The sequence below is a fragment of the Orbaceae bacterium BiB genome, assembly GCA_036251205.1.
In the GTDB taxonomy this organism is placed as follows: domain Bacteria; phylum Pseudomonadota; class Gammaproteobacteria; order Enterobacterales; family Orbaceae; genus Orbus; species Orbus mooreae.
The window spans coordinates 1,844,536-1,863,864 of sequence record CP133958.1 but is presented as its reverse complement, the minus strand read 5'-3'; the positions used below and the strand labels follow the sequence as shown (position 1 = coordinate 1,863,864).

The 19,329-nt window shown below is 36.6% G+C and carries 18 protein-coding genes; 5 read left to right on the top strand and 13 right to left on the bottom strand.

Annotation, left to right across the window (positions count from 1 at the left end):
- Positions 1 to 38 precede the first annotated feature (38 nt).
- From RHO11_08735 to putP, 4 genes are all read right to left on the bottom strand, one after another.
- On the bottom strand, positions 39 to 497 hold the full coding sequence (locus RHO11_08735) for a helix-turn-helix domain-containing protein (protein WVD60581.1): 459 nt from the start codon (positions 495 to 497) through the stop codon (positions 39 to 41).
- 51 nt (positions 498 to 548) lie between these two features.
- Positions 549 to 1,415, bottom strand: coding sequence for a pyridoxal kinase PdxY (gene pdxY, locus RHO11_08730; protein ID WVD60580.1), 867 nt, complete (start codon positions 1,413 to 1,415; stop codon positions 549 to 551).
- A 24-nt stretch (positions 1,416 to 1,439) separates the two neighbouring features.
- Positions 1,440 to 2,711 carry a tyrosine--tRNA ligase gene (gene tyrS / locus RHO11_08725; protein WVD60579.1) on the bottom strand — a complete coding sequence of 424 codons (1,272 nt, stop codon included), beginning with the start codon at positions 2,709 to 2,711 and terminating at the stop codon, positions 1,440 to 1,442.
- A 168-nt stretch (positions 2,712 to 2,879) separates the two neighbouring features.
- Positions 2,880 to 4,367, bottom strand: coding sequence for a sodium/proline symporter PutP (gene putP, locus RHO11_08720; protein WVD60578.1), 1,488 nt, complete (start codon positions 4,365 to 4,367; stop codon positions 2,880 to 2,882).
- Between the two features lie 146 nt (positions 4,368 to 4,513).
- On the opposite strand from putP, the gene nth reads away from it, so the two are divergent.
- The 3 genes from nth to RHO11_08705 are packed head-to-tail and all read left to right on the top strand — an operon-like array spanning position 4,514 to position 6,106.
- The gene (gene nth / locus RHO11_08715; protein ID WVD60577.1) at positions 4,514 to 5,152 is read left to right on the top strand and encodes an endonuclease III; all 639 of its coding nucleotides are present in this window, start codon (positions 4,514 to 4,516) and stop codon (positions 5,150 to 5,152) included.
- Positions 5,153 to 5,158: 6 nt separating this feature from the next.
- On the top strand, positions 5,159 to 5,716 hold the full coding sequence (smrB, locus tag RHO11_08710) for an endonuclease SmrB (GenBank protein ID WVD60576.1): 558 nt from the start codon (positions 5,159 to 5,161) through the stop codon (positions 5,714 to 5,716).
- Positions 5,717 to 5,734: 18 nt separating this feature from the next.
- A complete protein-coding gene (locus RHO11_08705) occupies positions 5,735 to 6,106 on the top strand; it encodes a hypothetical protein (protein ID WVD60575.1) in 372 nt (123 codons plus the stop codon).
- A 203-nt stretch (positions 6,107 to 6,309) separates the two neighbouring features.
- On the opposite strand, the gene cgtA is transcribed toward RHO11_08705, so the two are convergent.
- The 4 genes from cgtA to rplU all read right to left on the bottom strand — a co-directional run bounded on the left by cgtA (position 6,310) and on the right by rplU (position 9,161).
- Entirely contained in the window at positions 6,310 to 7,473 is a 1,164-nt protein-coding gene (cgtA, locus tag RHO11_08700) for an Obg family GTPase CgtA (GenBank protein WVD60574.1), read from the bottom strand.
- The gene (locus RHO11_08695) at positions 7,470 to 8,441 is read right to left on the bottom strand and encodes a DMT family transporter (protein ID WVD60573.1); all 972 of its coding nucleotides are present in this window, start codon (positions 8,439 to 8,441) and stop codon (positions 7,470 to 7,472) included. The genes cgtA and RHO11_08695 overlap by 4 nt, the downstream gene beginning before the upstream one ends.
- A gap of 135 nt (positions 8,442 to 8,576) precedes the next feature.
- Positions 8,577 to 8,837 carry a 50S ribosomal protein L27 gene (gene rpmA, locus RHO11_08690; GenBank protein WVD60572.1) on the bottom strand — a complete coding sequence of 87 codons (261 nt, stop codon included), beginning with the start codon at positions 8,835 to 8,837 and terminating at the stop codon, positions 8,577 to 8,579.
- A 15-nt stretch (positions 8,838 to 8,852) separates the two neighbouring features.
- Entirely contained in the window at positions 8,853 to 9,161 is a 309-nt protein-coding gene (gene rplU / locus RHO11_08685) for a 50S ribosomal protein L21 (GenBank protein WVD60571.1), read from the bottom strand.
- A 212-nt stretch (positions 9,162 to 9,373) separates the two neighbouring features.
- Here rplU and narX point away from each other — a divergent pair, with 212 nt between their 5' ends.
- Positions 9,374 to 11,179: a nitrate/nitrite two-component system sensor histidine kinase NarX gene (gene narX, locus RHO11_08680; GenBank protein ID WVD60570.1), complete on the top strand. Its 1,806-nt coding sequence runs from the start codon at positions 9,374 to 9,376 to the stop codon at positions 11,177 to 11,179.
- Positions 11,180 to 11,183: 4 nt separating this feature from the next.
- Complete coding sequence (narL, locus tag RHO11_08675) at positions 11,184 to 11,834, top strand: two-component system response regulator NarL (protein ID WVD60569.1); 651 nt, start codon at positions 11,184 to 11,186, stop codon at positions 11,832 to 11,834.
- 154 nt (positions 11,835 to 11,988) lie between these two features.
- On the opposite strand, the gene cysG is transcribed toward narL, so the two are convergent.
- The 5 genes from cysG to pdxA all read right to left on the bottom strand — a co-directional run bounded on the left by cysG (position 11,989) and on the right by pdxA (position 19,314).
- Positions 11,989 to 13,362 carry a siroheme synthase CysG gene (cysG, locus tag RHO11_08670; protein ID WVD60568.1) on the bottom strand — a complete coding sequence of 458 codons (1,374 nt, stop codon included), beginning with the start codon at positions 13,360 to 13,362 and terminating at the stop codon, positions 11,989 to 11,991.
- Positions 13,363 to 13,615: 253 nt separating this feature from the next.
- Positions 13,616 to 13,957: a nitrite reductase small subunit NirD gene (gene nirD, locus RHO11_08665; protein WVD60567.1), complete on the bottom strand. Its 342-nt coding sequence runs from the start codon at positions 13,955 to 13,957 to the stop codon at positions 13,616 to 13,618.
- A gap of 15 nt (positions 13,958 to 13,972) precedes the next feature.
- Positions 13,973 to 16,480: a nitrite reductase large subunit NirB gene (nirB, locus tag RHO11_08660; GenBank protein ID WVD60566.1), complete on the bottom strand. Its 2,508-nt coding sequence runs from the start codon at positions 16,478 to 16,480 to the stop codon at positions 13,973 to 13,975.
- A 290-nt stretch (positions 16,481 to 16,770) separates the two neighbouring features.
- Positions 16,771 to 18,243, bottom strand: coding sequence for a gluconate:H+ symporter (locus RHO11_08655; protein WVD60565.1), 1,473 nt, complete (start codon positions 18,241 to 18,243; stop codon positions 16,771 to 16,773).
- A 69-nt stretch (positions 18,244 to 18,312) separates the two neighbouring features.
- Positions 18,313 to 19,314 carry a 4-hydroxythreonine-4-phosphate dehydrogenase PdxA gene (gene pdxA, locus RHO11_08650; protein ID WVD60564.1) on the bottom strand — a complete coding sequence of 334 codons (1,002 nt, stop codon included), beginning with the start codon at positions 19,312 to 19,314 and terminating at the stop codon, positions 18,313 to 18,315.
- Between the last annotated feature and the right edge of the window lie 15 nt (positions 19,315 to 19,329).

Below are 19,329 nucleotides of genomic sequence, written 5' to 3'. Positions count from 1 at the left end.
GCTAGTTTATTAAGTTACTAACTAAACTAGGTGTGGATTTAGCTGTTTGTAGAAGATGGCTGAGATATATAATGTGTCACTTCGACAAGTTCATTTTGGCTGTCTTTCCACGCAAAAAATGAGATTATTCCAATAATAATAAGAATAATAAAGAAGCTTGCTAATACTAAGCGTTTACCATTACGTTTTTTTTGCTCTTTATTGGAGTAATTCTTCATGGTTTGTATTGTGGAGTGATTCTGTTGAGACTCAATAAAAGAGATATATTCACTTTCTGGAAGATTAACAATCGTTGCGTAGTTTTTGATGTAACCTTTCAAAAAAACAGGGGGAACATTCGGCACATTATCATTCTCAATATCAAAGATAATAGACGTTCTAATATGTATTTTACTGGCGATATCATGTTCAGTTAATCCAAGTTTTTTTCGTTGGTTAGCTAACTTTTGGCCTAATGAAATAATCTGTTCAGTCTGTTCGATATTTTCTTCTTTCATCAGCTTTCTCTCTGTTATTGTTATTCTGTTTCTTTTTAAATTATCTACTATTTAGTCTAGTTTTGTTGCTTTAAACCACTGTTCTGGTTTAGCAATTTGATCTTGTGCTGCAACTAATTGCAGTTCGTACTGATCACGTTTTAATGTTTCAAGCATCACAGCATAAACCGCTGAGGTAGTATGTTCAAGTGATTCGACTAACGATTTACCAAGTAAGATATTGGCAATAAATAGGCCACTAGTCATATCGCCAACACCAACGGGTTGTCTAACACCAAAATCTACTAATGGGCGGTGTATATGCCAAGCTTCGTTATGAGTAACAAGCAGCATTTCAAAACGATCTTTTTGGATACCCGCACGACTGAGATGTTTTACCAAAATAGCTTTAGGGCCTTTTTGACATAAATCACGGCAAGCAATAATAGCTTCATCAACATTATTGATTGCTCGTTTATTATTCAGTTCTTCTAATTCTAAAATATTGGGTGACATCATGTCACTAATTGGCAACGCAACATTACACAAAAATTCAGATACACCAGGAGCAACAAAACACCCTTTTTCTGGATGTCCCATGACGGGATCACAAATATAAAGGGCGTTAGGATTAGCTTGTTTTACTTTTTTGACAATTTCAATAATGGCATTACCTTGTTCAGGTGATCCCATATAACCACTAAGCACTGCATGGCAATTTTTTAATTCATCAATTGCACTAATACCGTCGGCGATTTCAACTAAATGTGAAGCAGGCATCACAGTACCCGTCCATTGACGATATTGAGTATGATTAGAGAATTGTACTGTGTTTAGTGGCCAAACGTTTACCCCTAGTCGGCGAATAGGAAATTCAGCAGCACTATTACCTGCGTGACCAAACACAACATGAGATTGGATAGATAAAATGTTTTGCATCTCGTTTCCTTTCACTTTACTTAATTATTGCCAAATTAATAAGCAATAGTATTTTTTACCTCGACGAAGTAAAGTATAGCGCTGATACAGTTTATCTGTATCACTAAATTTATAGTCAGCAGAAGATTGTTTTTCACCATTGATTGAAATCGCATTAGATTCAATCATTGTGCGAGCTTGTCCTCTCGATGGAGCAAGTCCAGCATTAACTAATGCTTGCTGCAAATCAGCATCTTTTTCTAATGCTACAATTGGCATACCGTCTTGTTCTAGTTGCTCAAAATCATCTTGAGATAACTCTTTTAATGATCCTGAGAATAGGCTATCTGTAATTCTTTTTGCTGCAATTAAGCCTTCTTCACCATGAACTAATTTAGTCACTTGTTCTGCTAAAACATATTGGGCGCGTGGTGCTTTACCACTATTTTTATCTTCCTCTGCAAGTTTATTAATTTCTTCTAATGACATAAATGTGAAGAATTTCAAGAAACGGTAAACATCAGAATCAGCAGTATTAATCCAGAATTGGTAGAATTTATATGGACTCGTCTTTTTCGGATCAAGCCATACTGCACCGCTTTCTGTTTTACCAAACTTGGTACCATCAGATTTAGTAATCAGTGGTACAGTTAGGCCGAAAACTTGTTGTTGGTGTAAACGGCGAGTTAAATCAATACCTGAAGTAATATTTCCCCACTGATCTGAACCACCGATTTGTAATGTCACATTATGCGCTTTGTTTAAACAGGAAAAATCATAAGATTGCAGTAGATTATAAGCAAATTCTGTAAATGAAATACCAACATCATCACGTTCGATACGTTGTTTCACTGCTTCTTTACTAATCATAGCATTAACAGAGAAGTATTTACCGATATCACGTAAAAAGGTAAGAACACTCATATCGCCAAACCAATCATAATTGTTAACTACGATAGCTGAATTATCACCACAGGCAAAATCAAGGAAAGGGGACACTTGTCGTTTTATTTTATCGGCCCAGTCTTGCACTGTATCTGAGGTATTTAATTTACGTTCTACGGCTTTAAAACTTGGATCACCAATCAATCCAGTCGCACCACCGACCAGTGCAACGGGTTTATGCCCAGCTTCTTGAAAGCGTTTTAGGCAGAGTAATGGTACTAGATGACCTAAGTGTAAGCTATCTGCGGTTGGATCAAAGCCACAATATAAGGCAATAGGGCCTTTGGTTAATTGTTCAGTAAGAGCTTGTTCATCTGTAATTTGCGCAATAAGCCCGCGTTCTTGAAGTTGTTTGATCACATTTGTTGCCATAGTCGTACCCTATCTTCTCTCTATGCCCTAGCTATGAAATAAATTTTGTTGAAGTATAACTCATTCTTATTCTAATGTCTTGGTTTATATACAATTTGCGCCCATTTTATCTATTTAGATTAACTGAATAAAATATGCATCGGTAATATTATTATTCAGTCTCTCAAGCTAAGATGGTTTACGATGATACAATTCGTATGCAGTATCGAAATGCTCAAGGATCGATTTTTCAGGTTTACGGTCAAGTAAGCTAATGATAATTATCGATAATGAAGAAAAAATAAATCCTGGTATTAATGAGTATAGATTAAACCATTTAAACTGAATCCAAATTAAAACAGTAACTGCACCAATAATCATTCCACCTAACGCACCATTTCGAGTCATTCGTTTCCAGAAAACGGAGAAAATAATAATTGGACCAAATGCTGCACCAAAACCAGCCCAAGCATCACTGACTAAATCTAAGACGCTATTATTAGGATTGAGCGCTAATAGGATCGCAATAATGGCGACAACAAGTACCATTGCTCTTCCTACCCAGACAAGCTCTTTTTGTTTGGCTTTAGGCCTAAAAAATGCACGATAGAAATCTTCGGTAATCGCACTTGAACAGACGAGTAACTGGCAGCTTAAGGTACTCATTACCGCAGCTAAAATCGCTGCAAGTAATACGCCAGCAATCCAAGGATTAAAGAGTAGTTTCGACAATTCAATAAAAATACGTTCTTGTTTGCCATCATTAATCAAATAAGCAAATTCTGGGTGACTTGAGAAATAAGCGATACCAAAAAAACCGACTGTAATCGCTCCAGCTAAACACAAAATCATCCACGTCATACTGATTCTACGCGCATTTTTCATGACTTCATGTGAACCTGCTGCCATAAATCTAGCTAAAATATGGGGTTGACCAAAATAGCCTAATCCCCAGCCTAGTAAGGATATGATGGAGATAAAGTCCATATTAGCAAATAGATTAATATATTGTGGATTAAGAGCTTCAATTGCTGTAATTGTATCGCCAAAACTACCACATGATATAATTACCATTATAGGGGTTAAAATAAGGGCAAACATCATTAAACTGGCCTGTACTGTGTCAGTCCAACTCACCGCTAAAAAACCACCGACAAAAGTATAGATAATGGTTGCTCCAGCTCCGGCAAGCATTGCCCAACCATAGCTTAAGCCAAAGGTACTTTCAAATAATTTTGCGCCAGCAACAATCCCTGATGCACAATATATTGTAAAAAAGACTAGAATAATGACGGCTGAAATAAGTCTTAACAATGAACTATTATCATTAAAGCGGCGAGTAAAATAATCGGGTAATGTTAATGAGTTATGGTTGATTTCAGTAAAGACACGTAGACGGCCGGCAATCAATAACCAGTTAAAATAGGCTCCGATCACAAGCCCAATTGCTATCCAACTTTGTGATATACCAAATAAAAAGACCGCACCTGGTAAGCCCATGAGTAGCCAACCACTCATGTCCGATGCTCCTGCCGATAATGCAGTGACAAAACTACCTATTTTTCTACCGCCTAATATATAGTCACCAAAATTTTTGGTCGCTCTAAAGGCAAAAAGCCCGATAGCTATCATGCCAATAATATAAACGGAAAATGTAACGATCATTGGTAAAGACATAGTTGTGTTTTATTCCAAAAAACAAATTAGCGAAAAAGCTTATCATATATTTATCACTCTAAAAAGAGTTAACATTAGGATATAGATACAATTTTGAGTAATTATTGTTATACTAGCATTAAGTTTTTTTAGGAAAGATTTTACTTGTGAAACAGCAAACTCGTATAGAAATATTGAATCGATTAAAACAGCATATTAAGGATCCTACAACAGAGCTGGTTTATCATTCGTCGTTTGAGTTATTGATTGCCGTACTGCTTTCTGCTCAGGCAACGGATGTGAGTGTCAATAAAGCAACTAAACCTTTATTTGCTATTGCTAATACACCAGAAACAATTTTGGCCTTAGGATTGGATACCCTTAAAAGTTATATTAAAACGATCGGACTTTATAATAGTAAGGCTGAAAATATTCTCAAAACGTGTCAAATTTTGATTGATAAACATCATAGTCAAGTACCCGAAAACTTTGAGGCATTAGTTGAACTGCCTGGTGTTGGTCGTAAAACGGCTAATGTAGTATTAAATACAGCTTTTGGTTGGCCAACGATAGCCGTTGATACACATATTTTTCGCGTGTGTAATCGTACTAAATTTGCACCAGGTAAAACAGTTGAAGCAGTTGAAGATAAATTATTAAAAGTAGTTCCTGATGAGTATAAAATTAACTGTCATCACTGGTTTATTTTACATGGCCGTTATACCTGTATTGCCAGAAAACCACGTTGTGGAGCCTGTGTTATTGAAGATTTATGTGAATTTAAAGAGAAGGTTTATCCTGAGTAAATAAAAATGTCAAAAAATTATAAACCGAGTTCTGAAGAGCTAGCACTATTTAAAAGTGCAATTGGTCATGCCAAAAAATTAAAGCAAGATACTGTCATTCATTCTCCACGTAGAGAGAATAAAATAGTTATTACTGAAAAAAAACACCAGCAAGATAATATTAATAATGAGTTCTACTTTTCTGATGATTTCCAACCACTATTATTGGATGACCCGATTCGTTATTCACGTGAAGGCAGTGACCCCAATGAGTTAAAAAAGTTAAAACGAGGTTACTATGAGCCAGAATTATTTTTAGATTTACATGGGTTAACCCAATTAGAAGCAAAAAAAGAGATTGCTGCATTAATTGCTGCTTGTATTCGAGAACGTGTACCGTGTGCATCCATCATGTATGGCCATGGTAAAAATGTTCTGAAAAAACAGACACCAATGTGGTTGGCTCAACACCCTGATGTTATTTGTTTTCATCAGGCTCCAAAAGAGTTTGGTGGAAGTGCGGCACTATTAATATTATTTGATTTAGAGAAGAATGCTGAAGATTTTTTCAAAAATTTTATATAAATAGTAAGGTAAATCATAATGATAAAGAATAGGATAAAAGTTGTTATATTTTTTTTATTCACTATGTTATTAGTTGGCTGTGACGGGCTTGGTAAAATTCCAGCAGAGAAGAAAAATTATATTGGTACTTGGTATGGGCAATATATGGTACTGACTATTACTTCAGAAGCGAGAGTTGAGTATCAATATAAAAATGGTAATTCATCTAAATCTATTGATGCCCCAATCACCGATTTTATCGGCGATGATTTTAAAGTTGGTGCTTTAGGAATATATACAACTTTTATTGTTTCAAAGGTACCCTATTATGAAGATGGTGTATGGAAAATGGTTGTTGATGATCAGTTGGTCATCAGAAAAGAGAGTAGATTGTTTTCATCTGAGTTATAAATAAAAAAGCCAGCTTAATGGTTTAAGCTGGCGAAACATTGGAAGCAATGTGAGCAATGTCATACTTTTTCGAAGCTAGACCACCTGTGGAGGTATCTACTAAAGTATGAGTTAATGATAATGATTATCATTAACTTATGCAAGTGTTATTTATCAAAATAGTTAATAAAATTAAAAATTATTTTTAATTAATTGATTTTTGACTATTTTTCATAGAAAGTTTCAACACCTTCTTCATCACTTTCATCCCAATCGTCAAATTCATCATCTTCAAAAGTATCTTCCATCACTTTTTGGTGATAATCATTCCACATAAATTCAACTTTCTCTTTAGGTTGCTCTGCTTCTTCTTGCTCTCTTGGATGCTCATTGATATAACTCATCAAATCCCAACACAGTGGTTTCACGCCATCTTGGATAATGGCTGAGATTAAGTAGTATTTGTCTTGCCAGCCAAGTTGCTTAACTATTTCAGCTGCTTTTTCTGCAGAAGCTTCTTTACCTAATACGTCACTTTTATTAAAAACTAACCAACGTGGTTTTTTTGCTAAAGTTTCACTGTAGTTTTCCAGTTCCTGAATAATCACTCTTGCATTATCAACGGGATCTGATTCATCAACTGGTGCAATATCAATTAGATGAACTAAAACACGACAACGCTCTAAATGTTTTAAAAAGCGGATACCTAGTCCAGCACCTTCTGATGCACCTTCAATTAATCCTGGAATATCTGCGATTACAAAACTCTGCTCATTATCCATTCTCACAACACCAAGACTTGGTACTAATGTTGTAAATGGATAATCGGCTACTTTTGGTTTGGCCGCTGAAACTGCACGAATAAAAGTTGATTTACCTGCATTAGGTAAACCCAGCATTCCCACATCAGCCAGTAGCAATAACTCTAATAAAATATCGCGTTTTTCACCCGGTGTTCCATCTGTTTTTTGTCTTGGTGCACGATTTACAGAAGATTTAAATCTCGCATTACCTAAACCATGAAAACCGCCTTTTGCGACCATGATTTTTTGTTGGTGTTTGGTTAAATCACCAATGATTTCATTAGTATATTTATCGATAATTCGTGTTCCAACCGGGACTTTAACCGTGATATCATCACCGCGTCTTCCTGTACAGTCAGAACCTTGACCATTTTGTCCTCGTCCGGCACGATAGGCTTTTTCAAAACGAAAATCGATTAAAGTATTTAAGTTTTCGTCAGCAATAAAATATACGTCGCCGCCATCTCCGCCATCACCGCCGTCAGGGCCACCTTTGGGGATATATTTTTCGCGACGAAATCCTACGCATCCATTACCGCCATCACCGGCCTCTACGCGAATTGAAGCTTCATCAACAAACTTCATTCTATTTCTCCTTTTTTGCGGTTCTTAAATGAAAAACCTTTTCTATGATGCCATATGTGATGGCCAACTGTTGCAAACATTGCCCCGCATACTACAGCAAAAGCACCGATATAACCAAGAATATTTAGATATTGCATCACAAAAGTTTCTGGCCAAATTAAAGCAAATAGATCCGAAAAAATTAATGCAAATAGCGGAGTTAAAGTCGTTATTGCGCTAACTTGTGCAGCTTGCCATCGCTCCATTGCGGCAACTAATGCCCCGTAGGCAATTATGGTATTTAAACCACAAAAAATAATAGCGAAAATTTGCCACACATTGGCTAACAGTATTTGACCTGGCGATGATATCGGTAAGAGGACAATGGCACACATTAAGTAAATCAGCCAAAGTAGCTGCTCTGCTCGTAATTTTTTTAGTAATACTTTTTGGGCTAAGGCGTATAAAGCCCAAGATATTGCCGCTAAGGACGTTAATAATACGCCGAATCCATGTTGAGAAAAATTAGCAAACATATCTAAAATATTTTTGTTGAAAAATAATACCAGACCAATTAACAATATACTGATACCAATAATTTGTGATGGTCGAAGTCTTTCTTTAAATACTATAGCACTTGATATCATGAAAAAAACGATACCGAGTTGAGCAACAACTTGTGATGTTGTCGGCGATAGGTATTTGACTCCAGAAGCAAATAAAATGAAATTACCTAGTAAACCAAAACCTGCAACCATTAACATAATAAAACGTCGACGTTTTTTAAAAATAGTAAAATCAGGAAACTGTTTTTTATAGCCAAGCCAGATAGTTAATCCAATGGCTGAGATAATAAATCGGTACCAAACGATGGTATAGGGGTCGACGACTTCTAAGGCATATTTCATCGCAATAGGCACAACTCCCCACATAATGGCTGTTAGCATAGCCAATAGAAAGCCCATTTTTACATTTTGTTGCTTTATCATGATGTAATCTACAGAGAGTGAATGTTTTGTGTCGAATATGGAGTAATCATACTCATAATATTTATTTTAATGAAGTAGAAAATGCAAAAAGCCCTACAAAATGTAGAGCTTCTAATTTATAAAATTCGTTCGAAATTAGCTGTTTGCTACAATGCTAACATAACGACGATTTTTAGGTCCTTTAACTTCGAACTTCACTTGACCATCAACAAGTGCAAATAGAGTGTGATCACGACCACAGCCAACATTTGTACCTGGGTGGAATTGAGTTCCGCGTTGACGAACTAAAATGTTGCCAGCTAAAACTTCTTGACTACCGTAACGTTTAACACCTAAACGTTTACTCTGGGAATCACGTCCGTTACGTGATGAACCACCAGCCTTCTTATGAGCCATTGTTAGTTACTCCTATTAAGCGATTGCAGTGATCTTCACATCAGTGAACCACTGACGGTGACCTTGTTGTTTACGGTAATGTTTACGACGACGAAATTTAACAATTTTAATTTTGTCACCACGACCGTGCTCAACGATTTCTGCTTTAACTGTTGCACCTTCAACAAACGGAGCACCAACTTGGATGTTTTCACCATTTGCTACCATTAAAACTTTATCGAATACGATTTGTGAACCGGTTTCGACTTCTAACTTTTCCAAGCGAACGACTTGGCCTTCGCTAACTCGGTGTTGTTTACCACCACTTTGGAAAACTGCGTACATATCTAACTCCGCAATAAAAAGCAGACGACATCATTCAATATTATTTACAGTCTGCATAGATTAATCATATAGGGCAAGAATTTTACGCAAAAAAAAGGGTTGTTGCAAGTGCTGTTTCATAAAAGATCGTAAAAAGTGGTAAAAAAGATCTGAGGAGTTATCATTTTAGCGTTACAATACAAACAGATATTAAGCAAATTTTTAGATAAAAAATGTTAAAAAAAGTAAGATACAAAGTTTCGATCGTTAAAAGATTAACATTATTAATGCTTTCTTTAGGCGCGATCGCATTACTGGCATTATCCCTATCTGTTAGTATTGCAAATGATACTAAAGGTAGTGCTTATATGGTGAATCAGTTAGGTTTATTGCGTATGAAGAGCTATAAACTTTTGTCGATGCTCCCGTTAGAAAAAAAAGAATACTTTCGATTAGATTTATTTGCTAGCGTTCCTTTATCTACAGAATATAGAGATTTATTAATTCGTTATCAACTACTTGATAAATTCACTCAACTACAGGTGGAGTGGACTGATAATCTTGTACCTTTACTGAAAAATGCTCAATCGATTGAAGAGGTCAGATATAGTATTGATAGGTATGTACAACAAATTGATAGCTTAGTTCATCATATAGATCAGAAAACAGAAAATCAGTTACAAACGATCTCTCGTTTGCAACTACTTTTTATGCTCGTGATTATCTTTTTTTTAATTCTACAAATTTATTATTTGCGTAAAAATCTTCTAGCTCCTTGGCGACAGTTGTTAAAAATGGCTGAAGCTATTTCTAGAAACGATATTAGTGAGCGGTTTAAATTAAGTAATAAACATAATGAATTCGATATTTTGGGACAAGCGTTTAATGAAATGTCGCAACAGATAGAATTGCAATACCAATCCCTTGAACAGCGGGTTAAAGAAAAAACGGCTGAACTACAACATAAAAATAGTATTGTGTCATTTTTATATCAAGTTACTAAGCAGTTTCATACCTCACAACCATTATGTGAACGTTTTTTAGCAATCCTACATCAACTTGAGGGTATTAGTCCATTAAGTCAGTTCCAAATCCGTTTCTATGAAACAGAAGATCTACAACGTTACCAAGAAATTGGTTATGACAATCAGCAAAAATTACCGTATTGTCAAAACTCAGCGTGTTCGGCCTGTTTGATTCCAGCACAAGTACAACAAAAAGAGCGCTATTCTCGTTATTGGTACTTGCAAGATAATCAACAAAAATATGGTTTATTGATCGCGACTTTGCCGAAAAATACACTGTTAACTGCTGAACAAGAAGATTTAGTGATGGGTATTGTAGAACAAATGACAATGGCAATTGCTCTTGATCGACAGATTGAGCGGCAAAAGCAGTATCTATTAATGAAAGAGCGATCTGCAATGGCTCGTGAATTACATGATTCTATTGCTCAATCACTATCTTGTATCAAGATTCATCTAAGTTGTCTACAGATGCAAACTTCTCTAGCTTCTTCAGAAAGTATTGATTTATTAGGCAATATGAAAAAAGAGATTAATAGTGCTTATTCACAGTTGCGTGAGTTGATCACCTCTTTCCGTTTACGCCTAAATCAAACGGGTTTCTATGCTAGTTTGCAAGAGTTAATTAAAGAGTTTAATAAAAAATTAAATTTTCCGATTCAATTTAGCTATCAATTGCCGTTAAATGTTATTGATAGCAAATACGCGATTCATTTATTACAAATTATAAGAGAAGCATTAAATAATATTTATAAACATGCTGATGCAACATCTGTAATGATTAGTGCGACGATTGATGAAGATGATATTATTACAATAATTATTGAGGATAATGGCATTGGTATGCAACAAACCCATACAAGTCAAGATAATCATTATGGCTTAATTATTATGCGCGATCGCGTGGAATTACTAAATGGTAATTTAGTCATTGAAAGCTTCCCAGATAAGGGAACTAAGATTGTAGTCACATTTAGAAATACACATATTCCATTTACTGTTATTGAAGGTTAAAAAGATGCAACAATTTAAAACAACGGTATTGTTAATTGATGATCATCCCATGTTGCGTAATGGAGTAAAACAGCTAATTAATACGGTCGAGAATTTTCAAGTTGTCGGCGAAACGGGGATTGGCAGTGAGTGTGTGCAATTAGCCTTAGAACTTGAACCCGATATTATTCTACTTGATATCAATATCAATGGTGTTAATGGTCTAGATATTTTACGCCAACTTAGAGAAAACAATATTTCAAGTCGGGTTATTATGTTTACCGTTTCTGATGATCGTGACGACATTATTACTGCTCTAAAAGCCGGAGCTGATGGTTATCTACTTAAAGATATGGAACCTGAGGATTTTCTGCAATCACTACAGCAAGTGATGAGCGGTAAGTTAATCATGGATAGTGCGATATCGAATATTATCGTTAACTATATGCGAGGTGAGGAGCATACAACGAATCAAGTGCATGATGTTAGTTCATTAACACCTCGGGAACATGATATTTTTAATTTATTAGTACAAGGCTTATCTAACAAATTGATTGCGAAAGAGCTTAATATTGTTGAGAGTACCGTTAAAGTTCACATTAAAAGTATTTTCAAAAAATTAAACTTTAAATCGCGAATGGAAATGACTGTTTGGTACCTGCAAGGTAAAGAGTAGTCATTGGTTATCGAGCGGTGACTCAACTGAGAACAGAATTCATTAAGGGGTTGCTCCCCTTAATGAACGTAGTGAATTTGAACGAGCTTATCGTTTTGAGATGATACGATCTATAATTAACCGAACTTAATAAATCAGGTACTTTAATGAGTACTTATGAACTAAAAAACCAATTCAATTTTTCCCGTAAAGCAACAACCTGACCAATAATCATTAAGCTTGGACTACGCGCTTGTAAAGCTAATTCATGCAAGTTGTCGAGTGTACCTACAAGTACTTTTTGTTTGGTCGTGGTTCCTTCTTCAACAATTGCTGCCGGTGTATTACTATCCATACCATGATTTATTAATTGCGTACGGATACTTTCTGCTTGGGATAATCCCATATAAAACACTAATGTCTGTTTTTCAGCAGCAAGGCTTTGCCAGTCGATGTGGCTGCCATCTTTAACATGTCCAGTTATTAAGCGAATACTTTGTGCATAATCACGATGGGTTAACGGGATACCACTATATGCTGAGCATCCTGATGCGGCAGTAATGCCTGGTACTACGGAAAAGGGAATGTTGGCATTATATAATGTTTCCAATTCTTCACCACCGCGGCCAAAAATAAATGGATCTCCACCTTTTAAGCGAACTACTCGTTTACCTTTTTGCGCTTGTTCTAATAAAATTTGATTGATCTGTTCTTGTGGTACACAGTGATAACCCGCTCTTTTACCAACAAAAACTCTTTCAGCATCTCGCCTTGTTAAATTTAAAATATCTTCTGATACTAAACGGTCATAAACAATGATATCCGCTTGTTGGATTTGTTGGAGCCCTTTGAGGGTCAGTAATCCAGCATCGCCTGGGCCTGCACCGACTAATACAACTTCACCACGATTTTCGATCGGCTCAGAAAATAATCTATCAGTTAGTAACTCGACTTGTTCTGAATCATTGTTCGCTAAGGCTTGTGCTAACCGTTCATGAACAAATAACTTTTCCCAGAAACGTCGCCGCTCTGTTAACGAACCATAAACTGTTTTAACTTTTTGCCGTAAATATCCTGCGTAATTGGCTAATTTTCCTAAATGTTGCGGTAAAATTCCTTCAAGTTTTTCACGTAGCAAACGGGCTAAGACTGGAGCTTTACCCGCAGATGAGACGGCAACTATAATTGGAGAACGGTCAATAATAGAGGGCATAATAAAGCTAGCATCTTTGGGGGAGTCAACGATATTACAAAAAATTTGGTGCTTTTCCGCTTCAAGACTGACTTGATAATTAACATCATCATTGTCGGTAGCAGCAATAATAAGCCATTTATCAATAACTAGATTAGGATCAAAATTACTGTATGTTAGTGTTAACTGTTTTTGTTCGGCCCAAGCTTGAAATTGAGGAGTAAATGTCGGTGAATTAACCGTTAATTTCGCGCCTGCATCAAGTAGTAAACGTGCTTTGCGTTCGGCAATTTCGCCTCCACCAACTAATAAGCAGTCACGATTAGTTAGTTTACAAAAAATGGGTAAATAATCCATAGTCCCTCAGATAGTACAAATTAATAATAGATAAGAACCAATTGCTATAACATACCAGTTCTTATGCAATAAGAATAGCTTTGCTTTATATTAAGATTGTTTAGATTATGGTGTTGTATACCAATAATCGGTGTTCCTAAATAATGCTGATCTGATACTATGTTACTCAAAGAACGGCTAAATAAATTATGTGCAGCTTTGGCTGCACATTGATTAAAAAGTTGAGTATAGATAATAGCGTACTGCCAGTTCATTAGCGATTTTGGCCTGCTTTAACTTGCACTGTACCATTTTCATCTACTCTTACCTCATAGCAAGGAATCGAGTATTGTTCATCTTCTAAACAGTAGCCATCTTTTAAGCGGAAACGTTGTTTTTTTAGTGGGCTAGCAACCCACAGTTCATTATTGTGCTCTGCAATAATTCCTCGAGATAAAATACTTGCGTCAGCAAAAGGATCAATATTGCTAATGGCATAAAGTTCGTCACTTTGATATGGACGAAAAATAGCAACATGCGCTTTTTCTACTAGAGCACAAACCCCTGTTGCAGGTAAAATATCATCTAATTTACAAACGGTAATCCATTGGTTCATTCTTCTTTCCTCGCCTTATTCTCGTTCCGAACGTGTTGCTGGTCGATGTTGTGCTCGTTCAAGAACAAATTGAACATTTTCATCTCGTAATGGGCTGTTAATAAAGTGAGCAAAACGCGTTTGTTTATCAGGATTATTAACTGTTTCTTTCCATTCACACATAAATAATTTACGGATACGAGCCATCTCTTTTTCCAACTCTTCGTTGATTCCTAATTTGTCATCAATAACGACACTGCGTAGGTAATCAATTCCTCCTTCTAAACTTTCTAACCACACTGAAGTACGTTGTAGTTTATCGGCGGTACGGATATAAAACATAATGAAACGATCTAGATACTTAATTAATGTCTCTTTATCTAAATCAGAGGCTAATAGATCTGCATGGCGAGGTTTCATACCTCCATTACCACAAACATAAAGGTTCCAGCCTTTTTCTGTTGCAATAATCCCAATATCTTTACCTTGTGCTTCTGCGCATTCACGGGTACAGCCTGAAACACCTAATTTAAATTTATGTGGGGCTCGGATTCCTTTATAACGATTTTCTAATTCAACACCAAAACCGACACTATCACCGACTCCGTAACGACACCATGTACTACCGACACAAGTTTTGGCCATACGTAGCGCTTTAGCATAGGCCTGACCTGTTTCAAAACCAGCTTCAATTAACTCTTGCCAAATTGCAGGTAGATCATCTTTTTGCGCTCCAAATAGCCCAATACGTTGTGATCCTGTAATTTTAGAATACAAATTATATTTTTTCGCAATATTACCAACGGCAATTAGACCTTCTGGTGTAATTTCTCCGCCCGCACTACGAGGAATAACCGAGTAAGTTCCATTTTTTTGTATATTACCCAAAAAGATATCGTTACTATCTTGTAGCGGTACTAGTTCTGGCTTTAAGATATATTCGTTCCAGCAGGAAGATAATATTGAACCGATAGCGGGTTTACAAACTTCACAACCATAACCATGCCCGTGTTTTTCGATCACTTCTTGGAAGGATTTTAGTCCTTCAACGCGAATTAGGTGATACAGCTCTTGGCGTGAATATTCGAAATGCTCGCATAATGAGTTACTAACTTCAATTCCTTGTTTGGTCAGCTCCAAGTTAAGAATTTGAGTAACCAATGGTAGACATCCACCACAACCCGTTCCGGCTTTTGTTTCTGCTTTAATTGCTGCAACCGTATGACAACCAGCGTGGATAGCATTAATAATTTTTTCTTTAGTCACATCAAAGCACGAGCAGATTTGTGCTGAGTCTGGTAGGGCATCAACCCCCATCGCTGGTTTTGCACCTGCATAAGCCGGTAAAATTAAGCTGTCAGGATGCTCTGGTAACTCCATCTTATTGAGCATTAACTGTAATAAATTACTATAATCGGAAGTGTCACCGACTAATACTGCACCAAGTAGTTGTTTATTATCACAAGAGACAACTAATTTTTTATAGACGGGAATACTTTCATCGAGGTAGACATAGCTACGACAGCCTGAAGAACGACTTTTAGCATCGCCAATACTACCAACATCAACACCCATTAATTTCAATTTTGCACTCATATCAGCGCCGGTAAATGTTGCTTCTTGCCCGGTTAAGTGCGCAAGTGCAACTTGTGCCATTTTATAGCCTGGTGCAACTAGACCAAAGACTTTACCTTGCCAAGAAGCGCACTCTCCAATAGCATAGATATCAGGATCAGATGTTTGACAGTAATCATTAATCACAATACCGCCACGAGTTCCAATCTCTAGCTCACAAGCTTTTGCCAGTTCATCATGAGGACGAATACCTGTTGAAAAGACAATAAAATCAACTTCTAACGCTGTTCCATCAGCAAACTGCATGATTTTACCTTGTGGGGTATGAATAATTTCTTGAGTATTTTTACTCGTATGAACACCTACACCCATCTCTTCAATTTTTCGACGTAGCTGTTCTCCGCCAATGTTATCTAATTGTTCCGCCATTAATACCGGCGCAAATTCAATAACATGGGTTTCCATACCTAAGTTTTTGACAGCACCAGCAGCCTCAAGACCCAATAGACCACCACCAACAACAGCACCACTTTTACTTCGTTTAGCACACTCTTGTATTGCATCGAGATCTTCGATAGTTCGATAAACAAAACAGTCTGGACCGTCAGACCCTTTGATTGGTGGAACCCAAGGGTATGAACCGGTAGCGATAATTAATTTATCGTATGTGACAATTCGCCCTGTTTGAGAATGAATCTCTTTGCGTTGTCGATTGATTAAAATAGCCAGCTCTCCAAGCAAAATATTCACATCATTTTCTTCATATAATCCATCTCGTACTAGAGATAAAGCTTCAGCGGTATGTCCTGAAAAATAAGAAGAGAGGTGAACACGATCATAAGCGACTCTTGGTTCATCACAAAAAATGGTAATGTTAAATTGATCAGACTGCTTTTTGTCGATTAATTCTTCAATAAAGCGATGACCAACCATCCCATTGCCAATAATAACGAGATTGGTTTTGCTCATATAAATACTCCAAGTTTAATTTTTATCTTAAATTTTCAGCTATGAGTATTGTATAAAACCTCACGTATAATATAACTACCCACAAGGATTACCTCTTTGGTAGTAGTGTAGAAAAGTTATATAGAATAATTGGGTATAATGATTTAGTGGGTCACTATTTATATTGATATGTTACTAAAGCAAGGTGAAATCAGTTAAATATTTTTGGTATTATTACTTGTGATATTTAATCTTGATTATTTTATCTGACTATTAAGGTGATTGTAAACCACCTTAATATTGTTTAGATGTTAAAAGAAAAGTGCATTAACAATTAATAGGGTAACAACTCCGGCAGCCCAAAGAACCGTCGATGTCATACTCCAAACTTTTATCTGTTCTTTTATTTCGGTAATACCAAGTGAGCGGTTTACTACCCAAAAATAAGCATCATTAAAATAGGAAAACATAAATGAACCTATTGAGCAGCCCAATCCTGCCATAATCGGATGAACGCCTAAGGTACCAATCATTGGCGCTGTAATACTTGCTGCGGTTATCATCGCTACGGTTCCTGAGCCTTGAATTAAACGAATCAACGTAGATATTGTTAATGGCAGTAAGATACCTGGGACACCAATTGCAACAATATATTCAGCAATCACTTTCCCCGTGCCTGAATCACGTAATACCATTCCAAGCGCACCGCCACCACCAATAACGAGTAAAATAATACCAGCAGAACGAATCGATCCCTCCATATGGTGAACGACTTCTTTACGAGGAAAATTATTACTCAGTCCAAGAATTGCCACTAACAACCCGATACCAACAGCAATAACAGGATGTCCCATTGTTTTTAGCATTATCGCGATAGTGCTAGTCCATTTCATTTCAGTGATTAATGTTGCACTTAATATTAAAATAATCGGTACAAAGATTGGTGCGAATGAGACTAGTGTTCCTGGTAATTTCTCATCATTATCGATAGCTTGTTCTGAGACAATTAACCGTTCGCGTGTAAAATTCTCTCCATCAGCTGTGGGAACTTGGTAAATTGTCCGACCAATATGACGCGTATAAATAAAGCCAGCAATGGTAATCGGGATCGCGATGATCATTGCCCATAACATATATTCGCCAAGACCAATACCAAATTGAGATACAACACCAAAAGGACCTACTGCTGGTGGAATCATACTATGGCTGATAACTAACCCCATCGCAAGTGTGGCACCTAAACCAACGACGGATTTACCCGTACTACGTGAAATAGCTTTTACTAATGGTAGAAGCACAATAAACGCTGAATCACAAAAAACAGCCAGACTGACGAGTAAACCAATAATGACAAGCGCTAACTCTTCACGACCTCTTCCGAGTAAACGAATAAATACTTGCGCCATTTTTTGGGCGGCACCACTCATTTGTAAAATTGAGCCCATCATTACGCCAAAACCGATAACAATACCGATATGACCAAGTGTTCCGCCAAATCCTTTACTGATAGTTGCTATCATTAGTTCACTCGGCATTCCACCAAGAGAACCGGTGATAATTGCCGCTATAATGAGTGCCGGAAACGCAGGAATTCGAGTCTGTAAAATCATAAAGAGAAGTAAAGCAATGGCGATGAGTAAACCAACAATCATTCTAAGGCTATTTTTTTCAGTTGTCTCCAGTGTTCCTAAATAAAAAACAATTAATCCCACTACTAATAAAATAATGCTATTAAGCACAACATAGGGATAAAGTGATTTTTGGTTATTCGATTTTTTTAGCATAAAAATCTCCTTTTAAGTGTCCTTGAGGGGACACTTAAAGATTAGTAAATAGTAAATGACTAACGCTATTTAAGATTTAAAATTTGGTGCATATAGTGCAGCTAATCGTATCGCTTCAATTAAGCTAATTGGATTGGCGATTCCTTTTCCTGCAATATCATTAGCTGTACCATGATCGACGGATGTACGAAGAATTGGCATACCGTTGGTAATGGAAATAGTACGATGAAAATCGACCATTTTAGTCGCAATATGACCTTGATCATGGTAAGGCGAAAGGACTGCATCATAGCCTCCTCCTAAAGCAAAGTGGAACACACTATCTGCTGGTTTTGGTCCAGTGATATTGATCCCTTTTTTCCTTGCCATTTCGATACCGGGTAATAAGATATCATCATCTTCATGACCAAATAGACCGTGTTCGCCACAGTGTGGATTGATACCGGCAACCGTCATTCTTGGATTTTCAATGCCAAGTTTTATTAACGCTTCATGGCAACGCTGAGCATAATCACACACTCTTTCTGGGGTTAGAGATTGGATTGCATTAACCAGCGAAAGATGACGAGTTAAAAAGAAAACTCTTAAATCTTTTACTTGAAACATTGTTAATGGATCTTTAGTACCAGTAAGATCCGCCAAAATTTCAGTATGGCCAATATAGTTTATTTTTCCTGCTTTTAACGACTCTTTATTGATAGGTGTTGTGGCGATAGCATCTAATTTTTTCGCTAAAGCTAAATCAGTGATTGTTTTGATATAATCGAATGCAGCTTGCCCACATTGACCTTCAATCATCCCATTTTTAAATGTGTCATAATTTATTTTACCGCATTGAATTAAATTCAAAACACCAGGTTTATCAATGATTTGTTGAAGGTTTTCGATAATATTAAAGGTTAATTTGATATTGGAAAAATGACAAGCATTCTCCAATATTTTTTGATCTCCAGTAACGACAACACAGCCGTATTGATAAGTTTGTGGATCGGCAATACTTTTTACTACGATTTCCGGACCAATACCTGCTGGATCTCCCATTGGAACACCAATTAAACAACGATGACTCATTTTTAACTCCTTGTA